This window comes from Nitrosomonas sp., assembly GCF_019752095.1.
Taxonomy (GTDB): domain Bacteria; phylum Pseudomonadota; class Gammaproteobacteria; order Burkholderiales; family Nitrosomonadaceae; genus Nitrosomonas.
In genome coordinates this window covers 147152-169913 of sequence record NZ_JAIEMO010000003.1, presented here as the reverse complement: position 1 = coordinate 169913, position 22762 = coordinate 147152, and the positions used below count along the sequence as shown (strand labels likewise).

Annotated in this window: 21 protein-coding genes and 2 pseudogenes; 3 read left to right on the top strand and 20 right to left on the bottom strand. The window is 42.8% G+C overall.

Features of this window, described 5'->3' with window-relative positions:
• Positions 1-7 precede the first annotated feature (7 nt).
• From K2Q13_RS01005 to fnr, 14 genes are all read right to left on the bottom strand, one after another.
• Entirely contained in the window at positions 8-487 is a 480-nt protein-coding gene (locus K2Q13_RS01005) for a peptidylprolyl isomerase (RefSeq protein ID WP_292918783.1), read from the bottom strand.
• Positions 488-642: 155 nt separating this feature from the next.
• Positions 643-1236: a ribonuclease HII gene (gene rnhB, locus K2Q13_RS01000; RefSeq protein WP_292918931.1), complete on the bottom strand. Its 594-nt coding sequence runs from the start codon at positions 1234-1236 to the stop codon at positions 643-645.
• Positions 1237-1279: 43 nt separating this feature from the next.
• The gene (gene fabZ / locus K2Q13_RS00995; RefSeq protein WP_292918782.1) at positions 1280-1723 is read right to left on the bottom strand and encodes a 3-hydroxyacyl-ACP dehydratase FabZ; all 444 of its coding nucleotides are present in this window, start codon (positions 1721-1723) and stop codon (positions 1280-1282) included.
• A gap of 76 nt (positions 1724-1799) precedes the next feature.
• Positions 1800-2276, bottom strand: a complete 477-nt coding sequence (locus K2Q13_RS00990; RefSeq protein ID WP_292918781.1) for an OmpH family outer membrane protein — start codon at positions 2274-2276, stop codon at positions 1800-1802.
• 82 nt (positions 2277-2358) lie between these two features.
• Positions 2359-4671: an outer membrane protein assembly factor BamA gene (gene bamA / locus K2Q13_RS00985; RefSeq protein ID WP_292918780.1), complete on the bottom strand. Its 2313-nt coding sequence runs from the start codon at positions 4669-4671 to the stop codon at positions 2359-2361.
• A gap of 3 nt (positions 4672-4674) precedes the next feature.
• A complete protein-coding gene (gene rseP / locus K2Q13_RS00980) occupies positions 4675-6042 on the bottom strand; it encodes an RIP metalloprotease RseP (protein ID WP_292918779.1) in 1368 nt (455 codons plus the stop codon).
• Between the two features lie 153 nt (positions 6043-6195).
• Positions 6196-7383 (bottom strand): 1-deoxy-D-xylulose-5-phosphate reductoisomerase, encoded by a 1188-nt coding sequence (ispC, locus tag K2Q13_RS00975; RefSeq protein ID WP_292918778.1) that lies wholly within the window; start codon positions 7381-7383, stop codon positions 6196-6198.
• Positions 7380-8204 carry a phosphatidate cytidylyltransferase gene (locus tag K2Q13_RS00970; protein ID WP_292918777.1) on the bottom strand — a complete coding sequence of 275 codons (825 nt, stop codon included), beginning with the start codon at positions 8202-8204 and terminating at the stop codon, positions 7380-7382. Before K2Q13_RS00970 ends, ispC begins: the two co-directional genes overlap by 4 nt.
• Before the next feature lie 13 nt (positions 8205-8217).
• Positions 8218-8973 (bottom strand): polyprenyl diphosphate synthase, encoded by a 756-nt coding sequence (gene uppS, locus K2Q13_RS00965; protein WP_292918776.1) that lies wholly within the window; start codon positions 8971-8973, stop codon positions 8218-8220.
• Between the two features lies 1 nt (position 8974).
• Positions 8975-9532, bottom strand: coding sequence for a ribosome recycling factor (gene frr / locus K2Q13_RS00960; RefSeq protein ID WP_292918775.1), 558 nt, complete (start codon positions 9530-9532; stop codon positions 8975-8977).
• Positions 9533-9581: 49 nt separating this feature from the next.
• Complete coding sequence (gene pyrH, locus K2Q13_RS00955; protein ID WP_292918774.1) at positions 9582-10298, bottom strand: UMP kinase; 717 nt, start codon at positions 10296-10298, stop codon at positions 9582-9584.
• A 25-nt stretch (positions 10299-10323) separates the two neighbouring features.
• Positions 10324-11208: a translation elongation factor Ts gene (tsf, locus tag K2Q13_RS00950; protein WP_292918773.1), complete on the bottom strand. Its 885-nt coding sequence runs from the start codon at positions 11206-11208 to the stop codon at positions 10324-10326.
• A 46-nt stretch (positions 11209-11254) separates the two neighbouring features.
• On the bottom strand, positions 11255-11986 hold the full coding sequence (gene rpsB / locus K2Q13_RS00945; RefSeq protein WP_292918772.1) for a 30S ribosomal protein S2: 732 nt from the start codon (positions 11984-11986) through the stop codon (positions 11255-11257).
• 255 nt (positions 11987-12241) lie between these two features.
• Positions 12242-13024 carry a fumarate/nitrate reduction transcriptional regulator Fnr gene (gene fnr, locus K2Q13_RS00940; RefSeq protein WP_292918771.1) on the bottom strand — a complete coding sequence of 261 codons (783 nt, stop codon included), beginning with the start codon at positions 13022-13024 and terminating at the stop codon, positions 12242-12244.
• A 204-nt stretch (positions 13025-13228) separates the two neighbouring features.
• On the opposite strand from fnr, the gene hemN reads away from it, so the two are divergent.
• A complete protein-coding gene (gene hemN, locus K2Q13_RS00935) occupies positions 13229-14617 on the top strand; it encodes an oxygen-independent coproporphyrinogen III oxidase (protein WP_292918770.1) in 1389 nt (462 codons plus the stop codon).
• A 73-nt stretch (positions 14618-14690) separates the two neighbouring features.
• Here the strand turns inward: hemN and K2Q13_RS00930 are convergent, their stop codons facing one another.
• Positions 14691-15005, bottom strand: a complete 315-nt coding sequence (locus K2Q13_RS00930; protein ID WP_292918769.1) for a cytochrome c — start codon at positions 15003-15005, stop codon at positions 14691-14693.
• Positions 15006-15723: 718 nt separating this feature from the next.
• Between K2Q13_RS00930 and K2Q13_RS00925 the strand changes: the two genes are divergently transcribed.
• Both K2Q13_RS00925 and rapA read left to right on the top strand, forming a co-directional pair.
• On the top strand, positions 15724-16476 hold the full coding sequence (locus K2Q13_RS00925; RefSeq protein WP_292918768.1) for a DUF2490 domain-containing protein: 753 nt from the start codon (positions 15724-15726) through the stop codon (positions 16474-16476).
• Between the two features lie 252 nt (positions 16477-16728).
• Entirely contained in the window at positions 16729-19629 is a 2901-nt protein-coding gene (rapA, locus tag K2Q13_RS00920) for an RNA polymerase-associated protein RapA (protein WP_292918767.1), read from the top strand.
• A gap of 25 nt (positions 19630-19654) precedes the next feature.
• Here the strand turns inward: rapA and K2Q13_RS13280 are convergent.
• The 5 genes and pseudogenes from K2Q13_RS13280 to pth form a co-directional block, all read right to left on the bottom strand.
• Positions 19655-19783: pseudogene (locus tag K2Q13_RS13280) on the bottom strand (hypothetical protein); the annotation flags it as partial.
• Between the two features lie 21 nt (positions 19784-19804).
• Positions 19805-20260 carry a hypothetical protein gene (locus tag K2Q13_RS00915; protein WP_292918933.1) on the bottom strand — a complete coding sequence of 152 codons (456 nt, stop codon included), beginning with the start codon at positions 20258-20260 and terminating at the stop codon, positions 19805-19807.
• A 385-nt stretch (positions 20261-20645) separates the two neighbouring features.
• A pseudogene (locus K2Q13_RS00910) lies at positions 20646-20909 on the bottom strand (Fic/DOC family N-terminal domain-containing protein); the annotation flags it as partial.
• Between the two features lie 123 nt (positions 20910-21032).
• Positions 21033-22124 carry a redox-regulated ATPase YchF gene (gene ychF / locus K2Q13_RS00905; RefSeq protein ID WP_292918766.1) on the bottom strand — a complete coding sequence of 364 codons (1092 nt, stop codon included), beginning with the start codon at positions 22122-22124 and terminating at the stop codon, positions 21033-21035.
• A gap of 58 nt (positions 22125-22182) precedes the next feature.
• Positions 22183-22752 carry an aminoacyl-tRNA hydrolase gene (pth, locus tag K2Q13_RS00900; RefSeq protein WP_292918765.1) on the bottom strand — a complete coding sequence of 190 codons (570 nt, stop codon included), beginning with the start codon at positions 22750-22752 and terminating at the stop codon, positions 22183-22185.
• Between the last annotated feature and the right edge of the window lie 10 nt (positions 22753-22762).

Below are 22762 nucleotides of genomic sequence, written 5' to 3'. Positions count from 1 at the left end.
TTGAAATCTAGTGCTCATGACCATGTGTGCCATGCACATGTTCATGAGAAATTTCTTCTGCTGTAGCGGGGCGGACTTCGGTTACCGTGCATGCGAAATTTAGTTTCATACCTGCGAAAGGATGATTGCCGTCGACAATGACACTATCATCAGTAACATCGGTGACCTTATAGACGATAAAGTCATCGGAATCTTCAGCGCCACCTTCAAAATTCATCCCGACGGTTACATTAGAAGGAAAAGAGTCGCGTGGTTCAACACGAACCAATTCGGCATCATATTCACCAAAAGTGTCTTCCGGTTCCATGGAGATGGAGCATGAGTATCCAATTTCCATTTCGTGCAATGCTTCTTCAACTAAAGGAAAAATACCTCCGTAGCCACCATGCAAATAACTGATCGGTGTATCTGTTTTTTCCAGAATTTCTCCTGAAGCATCCGACAATTCATAGTTGAGAGAAACCACAGTATTTTTTTCCACGCGCATATTAAGCTTCCTTGTTGAGTTTGATCAAGAGTTGAAACATTTATAACAATCAGAGCGATTATTTATTGGCAAGCAGTGATTGAACAGTCATTATTATACGCACAAAGTTATTTTTTCCTTAATCCGAAATGACGCGGAGTTGAACACTGAATCATTCAATCTTCTTTCTCGTTGAATGGTAATGTTCTGATCGGCGCAAAACTTTGCCGGTGAATTTCGCAAGCCCCGTATTGTTGCAGAGCAGCCAAATGTGCCTTGGTTGGATATCCTTTATGTTTATCGAATCCATACTTGGGAAAACACCTATGCAATCTTTGCATTTCAGCATCACGCGCAGTTTTGGCTAATATCGAAGCCGCTGAAATTTCAGGTATTAAACTATCACCGCGAATGATTGTTCGCATTGGACAGTGTAAGCCCGGGTTCTGATTGCCATCGACCAGTACTATATCGGGTGTGAAAGGAAGGCTTTCGACAGCACGTTTCATGGCCAGCAAACTTGCTTGCAAAATATTTAATTGGTCAACTTCTTGTACCGAAGCATAAGAAATTGCCCATGCTTTAGCATGCTTTTTGATGGTGATTGCTAGTGCGTTGCGTTTTCTTTCGCTTAGTTTCTTGGAATCAGCTAATCCGTCTATTGTAAAGGCTGCGTTTAAGACAACACAAGCTGCATAAACTGGCCCGGCCAGAGGTCCTCTGCCAGCTTCGTCGACGCCGCAAATCAATTCGATTGTTGACGTTTCAATGATTGAACACTCCTGATGCTGACGGTTATTTCAATCGTGGCGGCTACACATTTCTGGAGGTGCACATAAGCTGCGCTTCGGTAACTAGCTGATCATCCACTTCAGCACGTGCCGAATACTTCCATAATCCTCTGATTTGTCGTTGGATAGAGACTTTGAGAATTAACTGATCGCCGGCTATGACAGGTTTTTTGAAACGAACGCCATCGATACCTACAAAGTAATAAACCGTATCTTCCTTGTTAGTCGTATTCTCTGTTCTAAGTGTCAGAATAGCGGCTGCCTGGGCTAACGCTTCAACAATTAAAACTCCTGGCATCACTGGATGGTGGGGGAAATGTCCGGAAAAGAAAGGTTCGTTGATAGAAACATTTTTTAACGCAACGATATCTTTACCGGCCTCATATGAAATTACCCGGTCTACTAGCAAGAGCGGATAGCGATGCGGAAGATATTTTAATATTTCGTGGATATTCATGCTGCTCATTGTTTTATTTCCCTTTTGGGCCTAAATGCCTTTTTTCGATGCCGTTTGATCAGCTGCGTATACTGAAAATGGTGCCTTATTCGTTATTGAGTGCTTTAATTACTTTGTCGGTAATGTCGATACGCTGACTTCTGTAAACGGAGTCCTGTAATTGCAAAATCAGATCATAATTTTCATTTTCTGCGATTTCACTAATAGCACGGTTGGTGCGTTCTAAAATCATACTGTATTCTTCATTCTGACGTACGCTTAGGTCTTCTCGCATTTGCTTCTGGGCGCGTTGGTACTCGCGACTCAAATTGGCAAGATTTCTTTCCATATTGCGTCGCTCAGATTCTTCCATATCAATGCTTTCTTTTTCTAACTTGTCTTGCAGCGTCTTGGCTTTCATCGCCATTTTTTTGATATCTTCATCGCGTGGAACAAACTCCCGTTCGATTTTTTTTTGGGCCTGTATGGCTGGTTTAGATTCGCGCAAGATTTGTTCGGTATTGACTACACCAATTTTAATATCGCCGGCAAAGGCAGCTACGAAACTGCTAGTGAAAGCCATGACGAAGAAAGCCATCATCGCCATGGAGCAACAGTGATAGATCCGTTTATATATTTTCACCTGAAGCAGTACTCGACAGAAATTAGAATTGTTGACCGAACATGAATTGGAATCTTTGCAGGTTATCCGCCGGCACATCATTTAATGGCTCTGCCAGACTTACTTTCAATGGCCCCATGGGGGATACCCAGGTTAACGCAATACCGGTTGAGTAACGCATGAAATCGTTTAGTTGATTGAATTGGTTAAATGTAGTACCTCCATCAACAAACACGCTAAAGCGTAATGATCGATCATCTCGCAGGAATGGGACTGGGAACATTAGCTCAATATTTCCGACTACACGCTTGCTAGCGCCCACTGCTAGCAATCTTCGATTGACAGTAGTGATGTTACCGGGAAGCAGTGTGTCATCACGGGGACCTAAAGAATTAAGATCATAGCCCCTCACTGAGTTATTACCCCCAGCAAAAAAGTTTTTGAAGAAAGGAAGATTTTTTCCTTTATAACCATCGCCATAGCCGAATTCCGTGTTTACCAGAAGCGTAAAGAAATCAGTAATCGGAAAGTACCACCTCTGGTTGTAACTGACTTTGTAGTAGTTTAAATCTCCACCCGGAACACTGATTTCGCCGAATAATCGATGAGTTGTTCCAGAGGTTGGCCAAATTGCGCTATCACGCCGGTCGCGTGCCCAGCTTATGGTTGCTGGAAAATTATTTGTTGTTTCACCAAATTCGTTAACAAAATCCCTATAACGCTGTGGACTGTTTGCAAATGTACCGATCGAGGTATTTTCTGCAGCCAGGCCAAGGGAAACAATATCGTTTTCTGCGATGGGTACTCCAAATCTAAAACCGGCACCTAAAGTATCTGTTTTGAATGCGCCAAACTGTGTTAATGCACGCGTATCCAAAACGCGCTTGTATGCATCCAGACCAAAGCTTAGGCCATCAACTGTGGCATAAGGATTGGTAAAAGATGCAGAGTAGGTTTCGTTAATGGCACCTCGGTTAGCATCAAGACTAAAAAAATTGCCAGTGCCGAAAATATTATTCTGAGAAATTGAAGCGTTTAGAATGATCCCTTGACGATCAGAGTAGCCCGCGCCAAACATAATAGATCCGGTGGGTCGTTCTTCAACTCTGACTTTTATGTCGACCTGGTCGGTTTTATCAGGTACCGCTGGCGTTTCTACATTGACACTGTTGAAAAAACCTAAACGATCAACTCTGACTTTAGAGAGATTAATTTGACTTGTGGAATGCCAAGCCCCTTCCATTTGACGAAATTCGCGGCGTATGACTTCATCGCGGGTGCGATCGTTACCTTCAATATCGATACGGCGAACGTAAACTCGCTTGCCCGGGTCAATAAAAAATGTGAAAGCAGCCTGCCGGTTTTCATAATCTATCTCAGGGGAAGCATTAACATTAGCAAAAGCATAGCCGTCATCGCCCAGTCGATCCGTTATTAATTTAATGGATTCGGTTAGTTTTTCGCGTACAAAAACATCTCCATTCTTTAGTAATATCAGTTTATGTATTTCTTCTTCGGGTACGATGGTTTCTCCCGCTACCTTAATATCGGAGATTGAATATTGAGCACCTTCGGTTATGTTGATTGTGATATAGATGTCGCGTAAATCAGGAGTTATGGAAACTTGAGTGGATTCGATATTGAATTCCAGGTAACCTCGATCAAGATAATACGAACGAAGTGTCTCAAGGTCTGCGGAGAGTTTTTGTTTTGAATACTGATCGTTTTTAGTGAACCAGCTAAGCAGGTCGGGTCTTCTTAGAACCAGTAAGCCGCGCAATTCTTTATCAACGAATTTTTCGTTGCCAACAAAACTTATTCTTTTTATTCTTGCGGTACGACCTTCATTAATATCAAAATTTATTCCGACACGATTACGTTCCAGTGGTGTTGAAGTGGTCGTGATTTTGACGGCATATTTGCCGCGACTAATGTATTGTCGTTTTAATTCCAGTTCGGCTCGTTCCAGAAGTGAACGACTGAAAATTCGGGATTCGGATATACCCGCCTGCTTTAAGCCTTCAAGCAGTTTATCCTTCTCAAATTCTTTGGCGCCATTGATGCTGATTTCTGCAATCGCAGGACGTTCAATAACTTCTACAATCAGAATGTTATTTTCATTCTTTAATTTTACATCTTTAAAAAAACCGGTTGCAAATAGCGCTTTAATCGCCTCTGTTGCTTTTTCTGCGTCCAACACTTCACCGACTTTAATGGGTAGATAACTAAAAACAGTACCTGCCTCAGTACGTTGTATGCCTTCAACACGAATATCCTCAACAATGAAAGAATCGCCGGCCCAAGATGAAAATGCACAGAATAAGCTGATAAATGCAAAGAAATACTGGAATTTCATTATTTAACCAGTAATAAGCCGACTAATATCGTTGTAGATGGCAAACGTCATGAGTGTAAACAGCATAATCAAACCAATTTTCTGACCAATTATTATTGTTTTATCTGAAACCGGACTTCCTTTGACTATTTCAATAAGATAATACATGAGATGTCCACCATCAAGTATTGGAATTGGCAATAAATTTAACACACCAATACTAACACTGATCAGTGCAAGAAAAGCGAGATAAGATACTAACCCCATTTGTGCCGATTGTCCGGCATAATCAGCAATAGAGATCGGTCCGCTGATATTTTTCCAGGATACATCACCCGTAATCATCTTAGAGAGCATTTGTAATGTCAGTACAGTTGTTTCCCAGGTTTTCTCGACGGCTTTCTGTAACGCTTTGCCAGGTGAATAACTGACAGTAACAAGCAATTCATCAAATTCTGCTTGATTGACGACGGGCGCAACGCCTATCTTGCCCACTCGCTTACCATGCTCTATGGTTGACTCAGGGGTAATCGTCAGCATGATCATTTGATCATTGCGTAAAATATCAAGTTCTAATGAGCGTTCGGGGTTTGTACGTATTTCTTGCACAAAATCCATCCAGGTATGTATCTCAGTATGATTGACCGCAATAATTTCATCACCGGTCAATAAACCAGCGTGAGAACCAGCGCCATCAGAAATAACTTGCCCGATTACGGGTTTTATTACCGGCTGGTAACTGCTAAATCCTATGATACCGGGAAAATTTTCATTGAGCTTATCGGGATCGACTTGGCTTAAATCCAGCTGCCGCAAATTATTTTCGCCACTATCATTAATGGTTTGCACTTTTACATTGGCTGACCGATTGATGGCATACCGCAATAAAGCCCAGCGCGCATCCTGCCAGCTTGCAACGGGTTCATTTTCTATGCTGACAATAGTTTCACCTAATACAAATTCTGCCTTGGCAGCAGCTGTGGCGGGTTCGACAGGACCAAGTATGGGCTTCATTCCAGGAACACCTAGAATAAAAAGTAGCCAATATAGAACAATAGCTAGTAAGAAATTGGCGATGGGGCCGGCTGCGACTATTGCAAAACGACGAGCTACCGGCTGACGGTTAAAAGCACGAGGTAAGTCCTCAGATGCCACTTTGCCTTCATTTTCATCGAGCATTTTGACATAACCACCTAATGGAATCGCGGCAACTACCCATTCAGTCTGGTCTTTTCCCCATCGCCTGCGAAAGATGGGTTGACCAAATCCAATGCAAAACCGTAATACTTTTACACCATTCCATCGTGCTACCAAATAATGGCCAAATTCGTGAAAGGTTATCAGTGTGCCTAAGGCAATAATAAAAAAAATAATTGTGTAAGTTATTGACATATCTAATGATTGTTCTTATAGCAAGTGTGGGTTAATTTTAACTTCACGATATTTTTCATCTTATTGCTAATAAAAATAATTGCAGGGATACTACCATTAATTAAGAAAAATTGAATCGGGTCACTTACCCTCATATTTTCTCACTTGACACGCCTATTGTAGATTTGCCAGCCATTCATGTGACTTAGCGCGTGCCAGCTTGTCTGTTCTTAAAACATCATCCAGTGTCATCATTTCTTCTCGTTGTATTGTCTGCATAACATGTTTAATCATGATGGGAATAGCTGTAAAAGCCATTCGTCTTTGAAGAAAAGATTCTACTGCTATTTCATTGGCGGCATTCAATACTGCTGGCATATTACCACCGGCATGCAGCGCTTGATAAGCTAAGTCCAGGCATGGAAATCTTTTAAAATCAGGCTGTTCAAAATCAAGATGAGCAACCTTAAACATGTCTAATGTCGATACTCCACTTTCTATTCGCTCAGGATAGCCCATCGCATGTGCGATTGGGGTTCGCATATCTGGATTGCCAAGTTGCGCGATAACCGAGCCATCTACATACGCAACCATAGAGTGGATCACACTTTGTGGGTGGATGACTACTTGAATTTTATCTGGAGGGGCTTCAAACAACCAATGCGCTTCGATGACTTCTAGTCCTTTATTCATCATGGTAGCGGAATCTACGGAAATTTTCTGTCCCATATCCCAATTAGGGTGAGCGCATGCTTGTTCCGGTGTCACGCTCTCCAGGGAATCTATTGAGGCACATCGAAACGGTCCGCCCGAAGCTGTGAGCAATATGTGGCTGACGCCTGCTGCTGCTAAATTCCCATTGAAGTGATGTGGCAGTGATTGATAGATTGCGTTATGTTCGCTATCAATTGGCAACAGTGTGGCATGGTGTTTTTTCACCAAATCCGTAAAAATACGGCCGGCCATTACCAGCGTTTCTTTATTGGCTAACAATACTAGTTTCCCTGCCTGCGCTGCAGCGAATGTTGGGCGAATACCGGCAGCTCCAACGATGGCCGCCATTACGGTATCAACCTCTGGAAGAGAAGCGACCTTTTCTAAAGATTCTATTCCTGATAAAACTTCAGTCTTGATATTCACTGTGTTAATTGCGTTAGCAAGCTGCTTAGAGCTTTTTTGATCCAGCATGACTGCAAATCTTGGTTGAAAACGTTGGCACTGCGATAACATTTTTTCAACATTATTATTTGCAGTTAATGCAAAAGCCTGAAAACGATCAGGATGGCGTGCGATAACGTCCAAAGTGCTTTCCCCAATACTGCCGGTGGAGCCAAGTATAGTGATTTGACGGATTGTTTTCATGACACGGGAGAATAAAAAATTAGTAAGGCCAGAATGGCAAATGGCAACGATGAAATTAAAGCGTCAATTCGATCTAAAATACCGCCATGGCCTGGCAAAATACTTCCACTATCCTTAACACCAGCATGGCGTTTCATAAGTGATTCGTATAAATCTCCGATAATGCCTAATATGGCCATCAATAAAAGCAGTGGTATTAATAGTGTCGCTAATGATTCTTCAATAAGCCAGAAATCCCAGATCAGACCATAAACTAATACTGCAATTAAGGCTCCGGCGACACCTTCCCAGGTTTTGTTCGGACTAATTTGGTTAGCAAGCTTGTGTTTACCAAATGTTTTTCCTGTGAAATAAGCTGCTGTATCGGAAATCCAGATTGTCGCCATAAGGCCCAATAAAAGTAGCGGACTGATAGCACGTAGTTGATAAAGTGCGAGACAGGTGGGTAACAATAATGTCCAACCGATTAGCATTAATATTAATGGATTTTTTATCGTGTAAACTTGTTTCAGATACGGCGGTACACCAATAATCCAGAAAACCACTGATAAGGCATAGACCCAGATCAAATCAGTAGAATATACATTAGTTTTTATAGACTCACTCATTTGAAACAATAATTCTCCTCCTGCAAGAGTAGTCAGGAGCATAAAAATTATTGTGTTTTTTACTGAAAATTCGGCTAATCGACTCCATTCACGAGATCCGATAATTGAAAGTGCAAGTAGCACGATAGCCCAAAAAATATCCTGTAACAAAAATAACGCGGATAAGAACAAAGGAAGAATAATAACTGCAGTAAGGACGCGGGTTTTAAGCATGGAAGGTGATCTTTTATCCTGCTACTTGAATCTGTTCACTGGTGCAGCCAAACCGACGTTCACGTTGTTGATAAGATTGGATCGCTCGTTCAAGTTCATGCTCATCGAAATCAGGCCATAATGTATCGGTGAAATACAATTCAGTATAAGCAAGCTGCCATAATAAAAAATTACTAATGCGATATTCTCCGCCAGTTCGGATAAACAAATCCGGTTCAGGGGCATAGCTCAGCGCAAGATATTGCGCTAAATTTTCTTCTTCAAAATTTAAGGGTAGCTCAGTTGATTGTGCCATCATTTTACGCACGGCTTGCATGATATCCCAGCGCCCGCCGTAGTTGGCAGCTATAGTGAAGGTAAGACGTTTATTTTCTGCGGTTAGCTGCTCGCCAATACGGATGCATTCTATTATCTTGGGTTCAAATTTCGATAATTCACCGATAACTTTGAAGCAGATACCGTTTTCATGCAACCGAGAGATTTCTTGTTCCAATGCGCCAAGGAAAAGTTGCATTAAAGATGTTACTTCATCTGTTGGGCGTCGCCAATTTTCACTGCTAAAAGCAAATAAAGTTAGGTATGGTATATTACGCTCTATACATGATTTGATAATACCACGGACTGTTTCAACACCTTGTTTATGTCCAGCGATCCGAGGCATATAGCGAGTTTGAGCCCAGCGGCCATTACCATCCATAATAATAGCAATATGTTTTGGTATTGAGCCAGTTTCAGGTATTTCTCTAGTTGAGCTTAGACCTTGCGGCATATCAAACAGCCATTAGTTCGGTTTCCTTGGTTTGCAAAATTTTATCTATTTCCGCGATATAGCGATCAGTTAATTTTTGAATGTCATCTTGACCGCGACGCTCATCATCTTCAGAAATTTCTTTGGATTTCAATAAATCTTTCAAGTGTGTATTGGCATCTCGGCGAATATTTCGCATTGCGACACGGACATGCTCCGCCTCTTGCTTAACTACTTTAATCAGATCGCGGCGACGCTCTTCAGTGAGAGAAGGCATGGGTACGCGAATAGTCTCACCTACAGGCATAGGATTTAAACCTAAATCAGATTCACGAATGGCTTTTTCAATCGCACCAGCCATTTTCTTTTCCCAGGGAATTACGCCGATCGTGCGTGCATCAATTAGGTTGATATTGGCTACCTGATTAATGGGCGTTTGTGTTCCGTAATAATCCACGGTGATATGATCTAAAAATCCCGTATGAGCCCGGCCGCTTCTGACTTTACTTAAATCTGCTTTTAATGCTTCAAGACTTTTTTGCATTTTTTGTTCAGCAGATTTTTTTACATCGGCAATCATAATATCGTTCCCTCATACTTCGATTTTCAAGGTTTCAATTATCTTTCACTCAGACTGTTACCAAAGTTCCTTCGTCCTCGCCTGTTATTATACGTTTAAGTGCACCAGCCTTGAAAATACTAAATACGCTAAGCGGTAATTTCTGGTCACGGCACAGTGTTAATGCCGTTGCATCCATTACCTGTAAATTCTTGGCAATAGCTTCGTCAAATGTTAATTTGTGGAAACGTGTTGCTTCAGGATCAATTTTAGGATCGCTAGTATAAATTCCATCTACTTTAGTGGCTTTCAACATGATATCTACATTCATTTCCATGCCGCGCAAAGCAGCTGCGGTATCAGTGGTAAAAAACGGATTACCGGTACCTGCCGCAAATATGACTATCTTGCCATCTTTCAGATAACGCATAGCACGTCCACGGATATAAGGTTCTACAACTTGCTCAATGCGTAAAGCGGATTGTATTCGCGGCACCAGACCGGCCATTTTCATCGCATCTTGCAGTGCTAAGGCATTCATTACAGTAGCTAACATGCCCATATAATCCGCAGTAACGCGTTCCAATCCGTCATTGGCTGACTTCATCCCGCGAAAAATATTTCCACCACCAACGACAATGGCAATTTCAATCCCTAGTTTGCTAACTTCCTCAATCTCAGAAACAATTCTTCCCATGACAGTATGATTAATACCATACTTATCGTCACCCATCAGGGCTTCGCCGGATAGTTTCAGTAAAATACGTTTATAGATTGCAGCAGTCATTGATAATGTATTGATAAAACTCAGTTTACTTGGCTTGTTCCATCTGCGCCTTAACCTCATCTGCAAAATTCTCAGTTTTCTTTTCTATGCCTTCGCCTACCACGAACATAGTGAAATCATTAACTGTTGCAGATTTGCTGGCCAGTAAGTTTTCTACCGTTTGTTCTGGATCTTTTACAAAAGGCTGACCTAATAACGTTATCTCAGCAAGATATTTTGTAATACGCCCATCAACCATTTTTTCGATAATATTCGCTGGCTTACCACTCTCAGCAGCCTGAGCAGTAAAAATCTCGCGCTCATGTGCTAAGACATCAGCAGATACTTGCGCTTTAGATACGCAAATGGGCTTACTTGCCGCAATGTGCATGGCCAGATCTTTGCCTAAAGCTTCATCTCCTCCGGTAAAATCTACCATTACGCCAATCTTGGTTCCATGAAGATAATAAGCCAACTGTCCTTGTGTTTCGTGGCGACCACAACGGCGAATGCTGATATTCTCGCCCAATTTCATTATTAATGCCTTGCGAATTGCTTCAATAGCTTCACCACACGGCAAATTTGCATTACTTAAAGTACTGGTGTCGATTATATTTTTTGTTGCACTTAGTTCAGCGAGGTTTTTGGCGAAATTAATAATATCTTCATTTCTGGCGACAAAGTCTGTTTCACAGTTTACTTCAACCAGCGCACCACATTTTCTGTCTGCTGAAATATATGCGCCAATTACACCTTCTGCTGCAATTCGACCTGCGGCTTTGCTTGCTTTGGCGCCACTTTTAATTCTTAATAGATCTTCTGCTGCCTTCAGATCGCCGCTAGTCTCTGTCAATGCTTTTTTGCATTCCATCATGCCTAGCCCGGTCATTTCACGCAATTCTTTTACCATGCTTGCGGTAATTTCCGCCATATTTACTCCAGATATCAAATTAGTTAATAAAAGAAATTATATGACTTTATTCGGCTTCAGCCTCAGTTTCAGCAGTCATTTCAACGATTTCTTGAATAGCCTGATTGCGTCCTTCTAGGATGGCGTCTGCCGCACCGCGGGCATATAGGCGTATTGCACGACTGGAATCGTCATTTCCAGGAATAATGTAGTGCAGATTCTCCGGATTGTGATTGGTATCGACTACACCAATTACAGGGATGCCAAGCTTTCTAGCTTCTGTGATGGCTCCTTTTTGATATCCAACATCGATAATAAATATAGCATCCGGTAAACCTTTCATGTCTTTGATGCCACCTAAGCTGCTGTTTAGCTTATCTAGTTCTCTTTGAAGATCAAGCGCTTCTTTTTTTACCAGTTTATCTAACGTTCCATCTTGTACCATTGTTTCCATCTCATGTAGACGCTTGATAGATTGTTTAATGGTTTTAAAATTAGTCAGCATGCCTCCTAACCATCGCTGGTCTACGTAGGGAGATCCGCAACGTATCGCCTCTTCGCGTACAATATCTCGCGCTTGTTTTTTAGTACCAACAAATAAAATCACTCCCTTGTTTGCTGATAATTGGCGCACATATTTCATGGCTTCCTCATACATCACCAAGGTTTTTTCAAGATTTATAATGTGGATTTTGTTACGATGGCCGAAAATATAGGGTGCCATTTTGGGGTTCCAGAAGCGTGTTTGATGTCCAAAATGTACACCCGCCTCCAGCATTTGCCGCATAGTTACTGACATAAGTTCTCCTTAAGGATTGAGCCTCCATTCACCTTGATATCCAATTATTTTTAGGTGAATGTGTGAATTTAATTTGGCGTGTATCATGAAAATTACCAAATTATCTTTATATTGTAACACTTTCTTGCGCTTACTCAAGCTGATCAGTCGCGGAAAAATGTTTAAAATCTATTTATTTAGCAGCAAAGAAATTTTTGCTGCAATCAATGCTGGATTGAGCAGATTATTATTCCAATCCACACAAAAGGTGGGGTATTAAGTGATGCAGGATGAATTACCCATTTTCATTTTTAGGCGATTAATATCATTTATCTGAATGTGCTTATTATCTACAGTAATGATATTTTCATCTTGCAGCTTGGAAAATGCACGACTGACAGTTTCCAGCTTAAGCCCAAGATAACTGCCAATTTCCTCGCGTGTCATACGTAAATTAAAATCGGATTCGGAATAACCGCGCATAGAAAAGCGACGCGATAAATTAAGTAAAAATGATGCTAAACGTTCTTCTGCTTTCATGCTGCCCAGTAACAACATTACGCTATGGTCCCGTACTATTTCACGACTCATGATTTTATGGAAATGACGCATAAGTGACGGAATAATAATGCTAATTTCTTCTAGTTTGGTGAATGGAATTTCACAAACCTCGCTATCTTCAAGTGCTATCGCATCACAAGTATGAATTTCTGAACTGATAGCGTCTAGCCCCAGCAGCTCTCCGGTCATATGGAAACCTGTAACTTGTTGACGTCCATCTTCTTCAAGTACACAGGTTTTTAGAAAACCACTACGAATGGCAAAAAGTGATTGGAATTTTAAGCCTGATTGATGTAGATAACCACCGCGCCGCACTTTACGTTTATGACTAACAACATCTCCAAGAATCTGAATTTCTTGATTATTAAGTCCAACAGGCAGGCATAATTCACGCAAACTGCAAGTCGCACAGCTTGATTTAATGTGCGTAACATCAAGATGATTCTGTTGTGGGCTATCGTGTAACAAATTATTTTCCAAAGGTAGGGGTTTACACATTCTATTTATCAATGCTCTGATTGATCTGAATCAAAGTTAATACTTTCAACCCCTTTATAATTTTACGTTAATACTGCAAGAAGCGGATAACATTTTTGGATTGCAAGAGCACAGGAAGTAAATGATTGATCCGATGGGGCTATGCTTTGAGGGTTACATCGGTCTGGCAGTTTTAGGCGTATTCTTCACAAAGTAGGAAACTTAGTGTATTCATTACGATTCCCTAATTCATCTTCAAGTTTACTTGAGCTGGATTCGGATCCTATGTGTCATTTTGGAAATTACTTTTCTGATCCTGATCGTTGTTTATACCCCGAGATTGATTATTTGATTGAAGCATCTGATGCGCATGTGTATTCAGATTGGATAAATAATCGAAAATCAGGGCGCTTTCATCGCCCTTTATCGTTAGATTTATATGTCCCTAATAGCCGCTCCTCATGTTTTTATTGCCATCTTAATCAGTTCATCCCTACGGATCACAGTACTGAAAAATATTCGAATTATTTGCTTCGAGAGATAAGACTTCAAGGGCAATTATTCAAAGGTGATAGCAAAGTTGAACAGATATATTTCGGAGGGGGTAGTCCGGCATTTTTGAATGACTCCCAACTAAATACGCTTACCCAAGAGATCAAACGGAATTTTAACTTAGTTGAAGGAGGTAATTTTTGTGTTGAGATTGATGCAGGACAATTAATCGATTGCTCAATGTACGCTTTAAACGAAATGGGATTTAATTGTGCAATTGTAGGTGTACAAGATTTTGATCAACAAGCGCGACATTCGAAGCAGTGTATTCAATCTGAAGAAGCTAACATTCAAATTATCTGCAATATCCGACGGGCAGGATTTAAGTCGGTTAGAGTAGAATTAAGCTATGGATTGCCGGGCCAGAATTTGGATAAATTTGCTTGTACGCTAGATAAAATTATTGCAGCAAATCCAAACCAGGTTAAATTTTTAAATTATCAGCATCTTATAGAAAGATTTAAGCCGATAAGGAATAATATTTTTACTGGATTACCTGCAACAGAGACCAGGTTTGAAATGACGTTGTTGGCGATTTCTCGCCTAACAGAAGCTGGCTATAGCCATATTGGGATGAATCTTTTTGCCAGGTATGATGATCCACTGGCAGTTGCTCAGCGTCAAGGAAGGCTTCACTATGGCTTGCGCGGTTTTTCAATTTATCCTGATTGTGACCATGTTGCATTTGGTGTTTCAGGAATAGGGTGTATAGGGCCGACTTTACATCAGAATCACTGTGATCTATTACAGTACTATGATAAGTTAGAACAAAATATTCTTCCTATTTTGCGCGGTCTAGAATTAAATGCGGATGATCTGTTACGTCGTTCAATCATGTATGCGCTGATTTGTCATTTGGTTATTTCATATGATTCAGTGGAGGCTTTTTTTCCAATAGATTTCAAGCAGTACTTTGTAACTGAATTGACAGATTTGCAGGCGTATGCAGAAGCCGGATTGGTTACTTTGGATAATGAGGAGATTGCTGTTACATCGAAAGGTCAATTATTTATCAACGATATCTGTAGAATTTTTGATAAGTATTTGCGTAAACATCATTAGCGTCATCAATCGTCTGCTGCCGATATTAAAATAGTGCGCCTGAGAATCTGCCTCGACTCTCAGGCGCATTCATTTATTGTTGGACTTCACTGTTGGTTAAAATATACTCGGCCAATCGATCAGCGGCTTCACCTTGAATATTTTTGAAAGCAGGCATCCGCATGCTGCCTGATTGAAATTTCTTAATAATAGCTTCCTTGTTGGCAGATTTTTCACTCAGAATCATCGCCTTGTTTGCACTCAAAGGCTTGTGACATTCACTGCAGACAGTGCTAAAGATTCTTTCGCCGGACGCATCTGCTGGTGGGCTATAATCGTTGGCGGTTCCACCACAGCCGACAAGGATAAACAGTGCAGACACCACTACTAAAATATGTGTTCTTTTCATTTCCTGACTCCAGTTTATTTAGTTCAATTAATACCGAGAGTAATCCCGATTCAGTATTTAGCTACTCAATATAAATTTGATATTTTTGAGTTTATTTTTTAATCAGATTTAATAATTTAGTAGACTTAACGTAGCTAGTATTATGACAGCTTGTTAAACAAATGTTTTATAAAATACGGATCGGTTCTATAACATTGTTATTTACTGCCAAGGGTTCTTAGCGACGTTCCCAAGCTCCAGAAGCATAGATATTGTAATATCTATTTGAGATAACTCGTAAAGTTGCAATAAAAACAACACCTGATGTAATTCGTTGAAAGAAGTATTTTTCTTAACACTTTCTTAACATTTGTTTTGTTATTGTTTGCGACTTATTGCTACGTAATGTAATAAGAAAGGAATCAAAATTCTTTAATTCTTAGCTTAAGCCATTAAACTCTAACTAGAATTTTTGGGAATAACATTATTTGATGTGGTTGAATTTCTTAACACTTTCTTAACAATTGCTATGTTATGGTGGCAAGCGAAGTTATAACAACATGAATGTGATGAAGTTTTTCTAGCTAGTATAAGGTAGGCAGCATTGTATTGAAAAATGAGAGTAAAAAATCTTTAAATGATATTGATGCTAGTTTCTCCATAAAATTAAATTTTATTTAGAAACTAGCATTATTGATTAACAATGTTATACAACTAAATTGTTTTAAAAGAGGATGTTATGTTCAAAAAGATAAATATTTTTGCTGTTCTTGTTGTGCTTGGTTTCGTTTTCAGTAATTCGGCAGCTGCTGATGCTACAGTCGAAGATTTTCAGGTATGGGGAAATGTGACAGCACTTGGTAACTTTGGCGCAATTAATCCGAATAATCCAGACTTAAAGAAATTCAGATGGTGGATGGAAGGACAGGGACGTTTTGGTAATGATGCTACTCAATTTACGCAATCTCTGATTCGTCCTGGTCTAGGTTATGCGCTAACCGATAAGGTGGTTGTATGGGCTGGTTATGCCTGGGCACCCACGGCTGAACCGCTAGCGGCGCGTCCATTTAATGAGCACCGAATCTGGCAACAAGTGACCTGGGCCGATAATTTTTCATTCGGTAGATTGTCGACACGTAGCCGTTTTGAGCAACGCTTCTTCGATCATCATGCCCCCCTTTCTGGTAATGATGACGTGGGTCATCGATTCCGCCAATTGGTTAAACTAGCAGTTCCATTGCCTTCCATATCGCCAGAACTTAGTTTCATCGTTCAGAGTGAATTGTTTATTGCGATGAATACCGTCGATAATCCTGCTTTCATTTCTCGTGGTTACGATCAGAACCGGGCATTCGTTGGATTAGGTTACAAAGTCAACCAGTATGCGACTGTTGAACTGGGTTATATGAACCAATTTATCAACAGACCGCATAGTGCTCGTCCTGATCAAATGATGCATAATTTTATAGCTAATTTATTTCTGAATTTCTAAGAAATTACTTGTACCATGTGCAGGCCACTTAGTACATAGTTTGATATTCTTCCAATCAGTTGACTTTGTTTTTCGATGACGTCAGCTGATTGGTGTTTATCCTGCTGTAAATTTTGATTCTTTTCAGCAAGTGATTAGTTGATTTCTTATTGCTGCTTTTCATTTTTAAATTTCGACAAATCCTAGAAATAGTAAAACTTTCTTCATTTTCCATTACTATACTGCTCCTTTCCGATCAATCACTAAGTTAGCATGCGCGATTTTAAGCCGGGTCAACGTTGGATCTGTGATGTTGATTTACAACTGGGGCTGGGCACTGTTCAGGCTGTCGAGCATAGAGTTGTCACCATTATTTTTAAAGCAACAGGTGAAATCCGTTCCTATGCCAAACAATCTGCGCCATTGACGCGCGTGATTTTTAAGTCCGGTGACATTATCAATAGTTATGATGACATTGCTTTGGAAGTTACTGAAGTACATGAGCGCAACGGCTTAGTAGTTTATTCCGGAATGGATGAGAGTGGCGCCAGAATAGAGCTTGCCGAGGAACAATTAGCACATAATCTGTTATTAAATCGTCCGGCAGAACGTTTGTTCACGGGTCAGTTTGATCAGGATAAGTGGTTCAAGATCCGCTACCAAACGTTATTGATCCGCAATCACCTGGCAAGCGCACCGGTATATGGACTGGTGGGAACTCGCACCAGCTTGATTCCGCATCAGCTTTATATTGCTTACGAAGTTGCGCGCCGTTATGCGCCGCGTGTTTTGCTGGCCGATGAAGTGGGACTGGGTAAAACAATCGAAGCCGGTCTTATTCTGCATCGGCAATTGTTAACCGAACGCGCCAAGCGAGTGCTTATTGTGGTTCCAGAGACCTTGATTCATCAATGGTTGGTGGAAATGTTACGGCGCTTTAACCTGCAATTCAGTATCTTTGATGAAGCGCGATGTTTATCGCTGGAAGAGAGCGGGGATTGGGAAAATCCTTTCCATAGTGAGCAGTTGATACTTTGCAGCTTGAATTTTCTGTGTCACTATCCTAAATGGTTTCAAGCTGCATTGAATGGTCATTGGGACCTGCTCGTGGTCGATGAAGCCCATCACCTGCATTGGTCTGAGCAAGCCGCCAGTGTGGAATACTCCATCATTGAGCAATTAGCCGCCTGTACCAAGGGAGTGCTGCTTTTAACCGCGACCCCGGAACAATTAGGCAAGGCCAGTCACTTCGCGCGTCTGCGCTTGCTGGATCCGCACCGTTTCAGTAGTTTTGCGATTTTTTTGGCTGAAGAACAATCGTACGAATCGATTGCTAAAGCGGTGGAAGCTTTGCTCGAAGATCAGGATTTGAATGATGAAATCAGACAAATCATCTTATCGGCCATTGATCCTGCACCAGCGCAAGAATTCCTTGCACAATTGCAAGATCATACCGCTGATACGCAGCAACTCCAGCAAGCGAGAAAAATTCTGGCGGAATTGTTGCTGGATCGGCATGGTACCGGCCGTATCTTATTCCGCAATACGCGTGCGGCTGTTAAAGGGTTTCCTGAACGTAAGCTTTTAGCTATTCCGCTGGCACTGCCTCTCGAATATCAGCAATGTCTGACAGTTTTTGAAACGATCCCTCTGTCAAAACCGAAATTGCTGTTGTGCCCTGAACTACTCTATCAGGTCAGGGCTGAGCCGGAGCAGCCGTATTGGACAGAAATCGATCCGCGCATCAACTGGCTAAACGTGACACTCAAGCAGCTGAGACCAGAAAAAGTGCTGGTCATCACCGCCGATGCACAAATTGCCCGCGATATCGCGCAGGCGCTCAAGGCACTAACGGGACAGCATATTCCGGTATTCCATGAAAGCATGAGTTTGATTGAGCGCGACCGCGCGGCCGCTTTTTTTGCCGATAAAGAAACCGGTAGCCAAATATTGATATGCTCAGAAATCGGTAGCGAAGGCCGCAATTTCCAATTTTCTCATCACCTGGTGTTGTTTGATTTGCCGCTCAATCCCGATCTGCTGGAACAACGTATTGGCCGACTGGATCGTATCGGTCAGACAGAAACCATCCAGATTCATGTTCCTTATCTGGAAAACAGCGCATTGGCGGCGATGTTTCATTGGTATCATGAGGGATTGAATGCGTTTGAGAAAACCTGCCCGGCAGGACAAACCGTTTTCTTGCAGGTGGAAGATGCGCTCATTAATGCGCTTCATCAACGGCAAATTGATACCGATGCATTTTCGGATTTGATTAGTACCACTCAATCAGCCAATCAGATACTGAATGATGCGTTGGATTGCGGACGAGATAAATTACTCGAGTACAACTCTTTTCGTCCGGCTGTTGCAGCAAGATTACATCAGGAAGTGCACGTACAGGATGATGATTTCACGTTGCCGCAGTACATGGAAACGGTATTTGACTGTTGCGGCGTGCATATTGAAGAACATCGCGCCAGCAGTTATTTGATCGAGCCGAGCGAACACATGAGCATGCCGTTTCCCGGTTTGATGGACGAAGGCTCGGTCATCACGTATTCGAGAGATGTTGCATTGGCCAATGAGGACATGCATTTCCTGACTTGGGAACATCCGATGGTTATCCACGCGATGGAACGAATCCTGAACCAGGAAACCGGCAATGCAGTGGTCGTTGCACTGAAGCATCCAAAGGTTCAACCGGGTATCGTATTGCTGGAAAGTCTGTTCGTGCTGGAGGCGGGCGGGCAACATGTGCAGCAAAGTAACCACTATTTACCGCCCGCAGTAATTCGTATTTTGCTGGATGAGCAAGGCGATGAAGATTATCCATACCTGGATCACGATTCATTCAATCAATATCTGGAGCCGGTAGCGATAGGAATCGCCAAGCAAGTGATTCAACTGAAAGAAGATGCGATAAAGACCTTGCTGGCAATGAGCGAGCAGAAAGCCAATCAGCAAGCGCCGCAACTCATCGCCGAAGCGGAAGCGCGAACACAACAGACCTTCACCCCGGAAATCGAGCGCCTTAACGCGCTGCAACAAGTCAATCCGATCGTGCGCGACGAAGAGATTCAATTCTTTGAACAGCAGTTGGTGCAATTGACAATAGCTTTAAAGTCAAGCAATCTGCGGCTTGATGCCGTGCGGGTGATTGTGGCGACTTGATACCCTGGTTGAGTTCACCTTGACTGGCTTCCTCGCGCTTGCACTCAATCGTGATCAGCGGTTTTTTCAGCGACTTGTCGGCATAGACGACGATGTCGGAATAAATGTTGGGAACGCGATGCTCAATGGCAACCTCGATGTCGATCTGCTCGGGGCTATAGCCGTATAAGTTTCGTCATGAGTAGGTGGTGACTGTATTGTCATCTCGCGTCAGTAAGTGCATCAGCTTAGGATGGATAAAGAGCTTTTCGCGTCCGACAGTTCGCTCTTGCAGCACGCCGATCTCTACGAGCTGCTTGAGATAACGCGAGGCTGCTTGCCGACCGGCAATACCCTTTTCAACTAGGTTCTGAATCCGACAGTAAGGCAGGTCGAAAATCAAATCGACCAACTCACGACTGTAGATTTTCGGTGCCGCCTGCTTCACATGGGTAATCGCCAATCCTGATAAGGTACGGATGGCGGCAATCTTGGCGGTGGTCCAGCGTGCCGTGTCCTCGATGCCTTGTAGCAAAAAGACAATCCACGGCTCCCATGCCTGATTGCGCGTGACATCAAGCAACAGGTGGTAATACCCGGCTTTGTTATTGATGATGTAGTGGCTGAGGTAAAGAATCGGCAGCGTCAGCAAGTTTTCCTGAATCAGGAACAAGCTGTTCAGTATGCGTCCCGTGCGGCCATTGCCATCGGTGAACGGATGAATCGCCTCGAATTGATAATGTCCAACGGCCATGCGAATCAGCGGGTCGATATCGTGTGCTTCGTGCAGGTCGCTCCCAATTGGCTAATTTGGCGCGCAGGAGATCTTCCCCGACGGGCGGTGTATAAATCACTTCGCCGGTCGCTTGATTAGCCAACGCCGTTCCGGACACACGACGCACCTGCATGTCTATGTCCTTAATGCGGGTGCATACTTGTTCCGTAGTGCGGGTGTTCAGCGGGTTTTGCTTTAATGCTTGAAACCCTTCCAGTAGTGCGCTGCTATAGCGCAAGGCTTCTCGCGTTGCCGGGTCGGCGTGTTCTTCGATATTTTGGAACTGAAACAATCGGTCTGTCGTGGTGACGATGTTCTCGATTTCCGAACTGGCTTGGGCTTCGAGCAGCGGCAAGGCATTGATCAGAACGCCCTGGTTGGGAATGAGTTCGGCAGCTTGCTTGAGTTCTGCCAGTGCCGTACGAGCGGCGATACACTGCTTCAGTACCGTGCGCGTTTCCAGCTCGGTTGCGGGAGGTAACGGCGGAAGATCGTTGTAAGGTTGATCTGGATGCCAGACAGTCATGGTTTAATTTTTACATTTTTGCGACACATTAATTAAGGCGAGCAGTGTTCTGAACTAGGTCATCGTTTCCACGTCCCCAGACCGCAGGGATGTTAACGAGCGCCTAAAAACAACAATACCGGATCAAACGTTAAACCGGAAGTGCATCACATCGCCATCCTTGACGATGTATTCCTTGCCTTCGAGGCGCATCTTGCCTGCTTCCTTGGCACCCTGTTCGCCGTTATAGGTAATAAAATCTTCATAACTGGTCACCTCGGCGCGAATGAATCCCTTTTCAAAATCGGTATGGATCACCCCAGCTGCTTGTGGCGCTGTATCGCCTTTGTGGATGGTCCATGCTCTGACTTCTTTGACACCTGCAGTAAAATAAGTCTGCAATCCGAGTAATTGGTAGCCGGCGCGCACCAGGCGGTTAAGCCCGGGTTCTTCCAGGTTAAGATCGGCTAAGAAAATTTGCTTGTCTTCATCGGATAGTTCCGCGATTTCTGCTTCAAGCGCCGCACATATTGCTACGACTGGCGCACCTTCTGTGGCAGCATATTCTTCCACTCGGGCTAACAACGGATTATTTACAAAGCCGTGGTCGTTTACATTTGCTACGTAAATGGCTGGTTTCGCGGTCAATAAGCAAAGCGGTTGCAATAAGAGCTTTTGTTCTTTATCCAAATCCAATGTTCTGGCAGGATTACCTTGGTCAAGATGCGCTTGTGCCTGTTCCAGTAAAGCGCATAATTTGATCGCATCTTTATTACCGGATTTAGCCACCTTGGCTTCGCGTTGCAGTGTTTTTTCGATTGTAGCCAGATCGGCCAGCAACAGCTCGGTCTGAATAACCTCGATATCCGAGATCGGATCGACCGTGCCTGCGACATGCACGACATTATCGTCAGTGAAGCAGCGCACCATATTGACGATGCCATCGGTTTCGCGGATATTGGCTAGAAATTTGTTGCCAAGTCCTTCCCCTTTGGATGCGCCTGCGACCAATCCAGCGATATCCACGAATTCGACAATCGCCGGTTGCACTTTCTGTGGCTTGACGATCTCGCTAAGTTTCTGCAAGCGTGGGTCGGGTACTTCGACAATACCGACGTTGGGATCAATGGTGCAGAAAGGATAATTTTCAGCGGCAATGCCCGCCTTGGTCAAAGCATTGAACAAGGTGGATTTACCGACATTGGGAAGACCTACGATTCCGCATTTTAGACTCATGGTCTGATTCTCATGAATAGGGATTAAATAACGATTGTGTGAAAGCTATTCCGAATTGTCATGCCTTGGTATGTAATTTCATCATGGCGGCTTCACAGGCGCCTTGTGCAATAAGCGGCCAGACATCCAGGCTTCTTGCGATAGCTTCATCAATTAGCGGTGCTTCTTCTTTTCTCGGTGGATGTAATACATAACTCACGACGGCACCACGATCACCCGGATGACCAATGCCAATGCGCAGCCTCCAGAAGTCCTGAGTCCCTAACTTTGCTGCAATATCCTTGAGACCGTTATGTCCACCCAAGCCTCCGCCTTTCTTTAGCTTGACGACACCGGGCGATAGATCCAGTTCATCATGAACTATGATGATTTCGTTCGTCTGGATTTTATAAAACTGACACAAAGTAGCTACAGATTGCCCGCTTCTATTCATAAAGGTTTGTGGCTCCAGCAACCATACATCCCTATCATTCTGGCGGATCTGTGCACATAAGCCATGAAACCGAGCTTCTAGCCTCAGCGGTGCATGCAGCATTTGAGATAATCGATCTACCCACTCAAAACCGGCGTTATGGCGTGTCCCTGCATACTCTCTGCCGCGATTACCCAATCCAACAATAAGTTTCATGAGGTGAGGT

Coding starts and splice junctions, on each gene's coding strand:
- K2Q13_RS01005 (WP_292918783.1), bottom strand. CDS start 487: ATGCGCGTGGAAAAAAATACTGTGGTTTCTCTCAACTATGAATTGTCG.
- fabZ (WP_292918782.1), bottom strand. CDS start 1,723: ATGAGCAGCATGAATATCCACGAAATATTAAAATATCTTCCGCATCGC.
- K2Q13_RS00990 (WP_292918781.1), bottom strand. CDS start 2,276: ATGGCTTTCACTAGCAGTTTCGTAGCTGCCTTTGCCGGCGATATTAAA.
- bamA (WP_292918780.1), bottom strand. CDS start 4,671: ATGAAATTCCAGTATTTCTTTGCATTTATCAGCTTATTCTGTGCATTT.
- rseP (WP_292918779.1), bottom strand. CDS start 6,042: ATGTCAATAACTTACACAATTATTTTTTTTATTATTGCCTTAGGCACA.
- ispC (WP_292918778.1), bottom strand. CDS start 7,383: ATGAAAACAATCCGTCAAATCACTATACTTGGCTCCACCGGCAGTATT.
- K2Q13_RS00970 (WP_292918777.1), bottom strand. CDS start 8,204: ATGCTTAAAACCCGCGTCCTTACTGCAGTTATTATTCTTCCTTTGTTC.
- uppS (WP_292918776.1), bottom strand. CDS start 8,973: ATGCCGCAAGGTCTAAGCTCAACTAGAGAAATACCTGAAACTGGCTCA.
- frr (WP_292918775.1), bottom strand. CDS start 9,532: ATGATTGCCGATGTAAAAAAATCTGCTGAACAAAAAATGCAAAAAAGT.
- pyrH (WP_292918774.1), bottom strand. CDS start 10,298: ATGACTGCTGCAATCTATAAACGTATTTTACTGAAACTATCCGGCGAA.
- tsf (WP_292918773.1), bottom strand. CDS start 11,208: ATGGCGGAAATTACCGCAAGCATGGTAAAAGAATTGCGTGAAATGACC.
- rpsB (WP_292918772.1), bottom strand. CDS start 11,986: ATGTCAGTAACTATGCGGCAAATGCTGGAGGCGGGTGTACATTTTGGA.
- fnr (WP_292918771.1), bottom strand. CDS start 13,024: ATGTGTAAACCCCTACCTTTGGAAAATAATTTGTTACACGATAGCCCA.
- K2Q13_RS00930 (WP_292918769.1), bottom strand. CDS start 15,005: ATGAAAAGAACACATATTTTAGTAGTGGTGTCTGCACTGTTTATCCTT.
- K2Q13_RS00925 (WP_292918768.1), top strand. CDS start 15,724: ATGTTCAAAAAGATAAATATTTTTGCTGTTCTTGTTGTGCTTGGTTTC.
- rapA (WP_292918767.1), top strand. CDS start 16,729: ATGCGCGATTTTAAGCCGGGTCAACGTTGGATCTGTGATGTTGATTTA.
- ychF (WP_292918766.1), bottom strand. CDS start 22,124: ATGAGTCTAAAATGCGGAATCGTAGGTCTTCCCAATGTCGGTAAATCC.
- pth (WP_292918765.1), bottom strand. CDS start 22,752: ATGAAACTTATTGTTGGATTGGGTAATCGCGGCAGAGAGTATGCAGGG.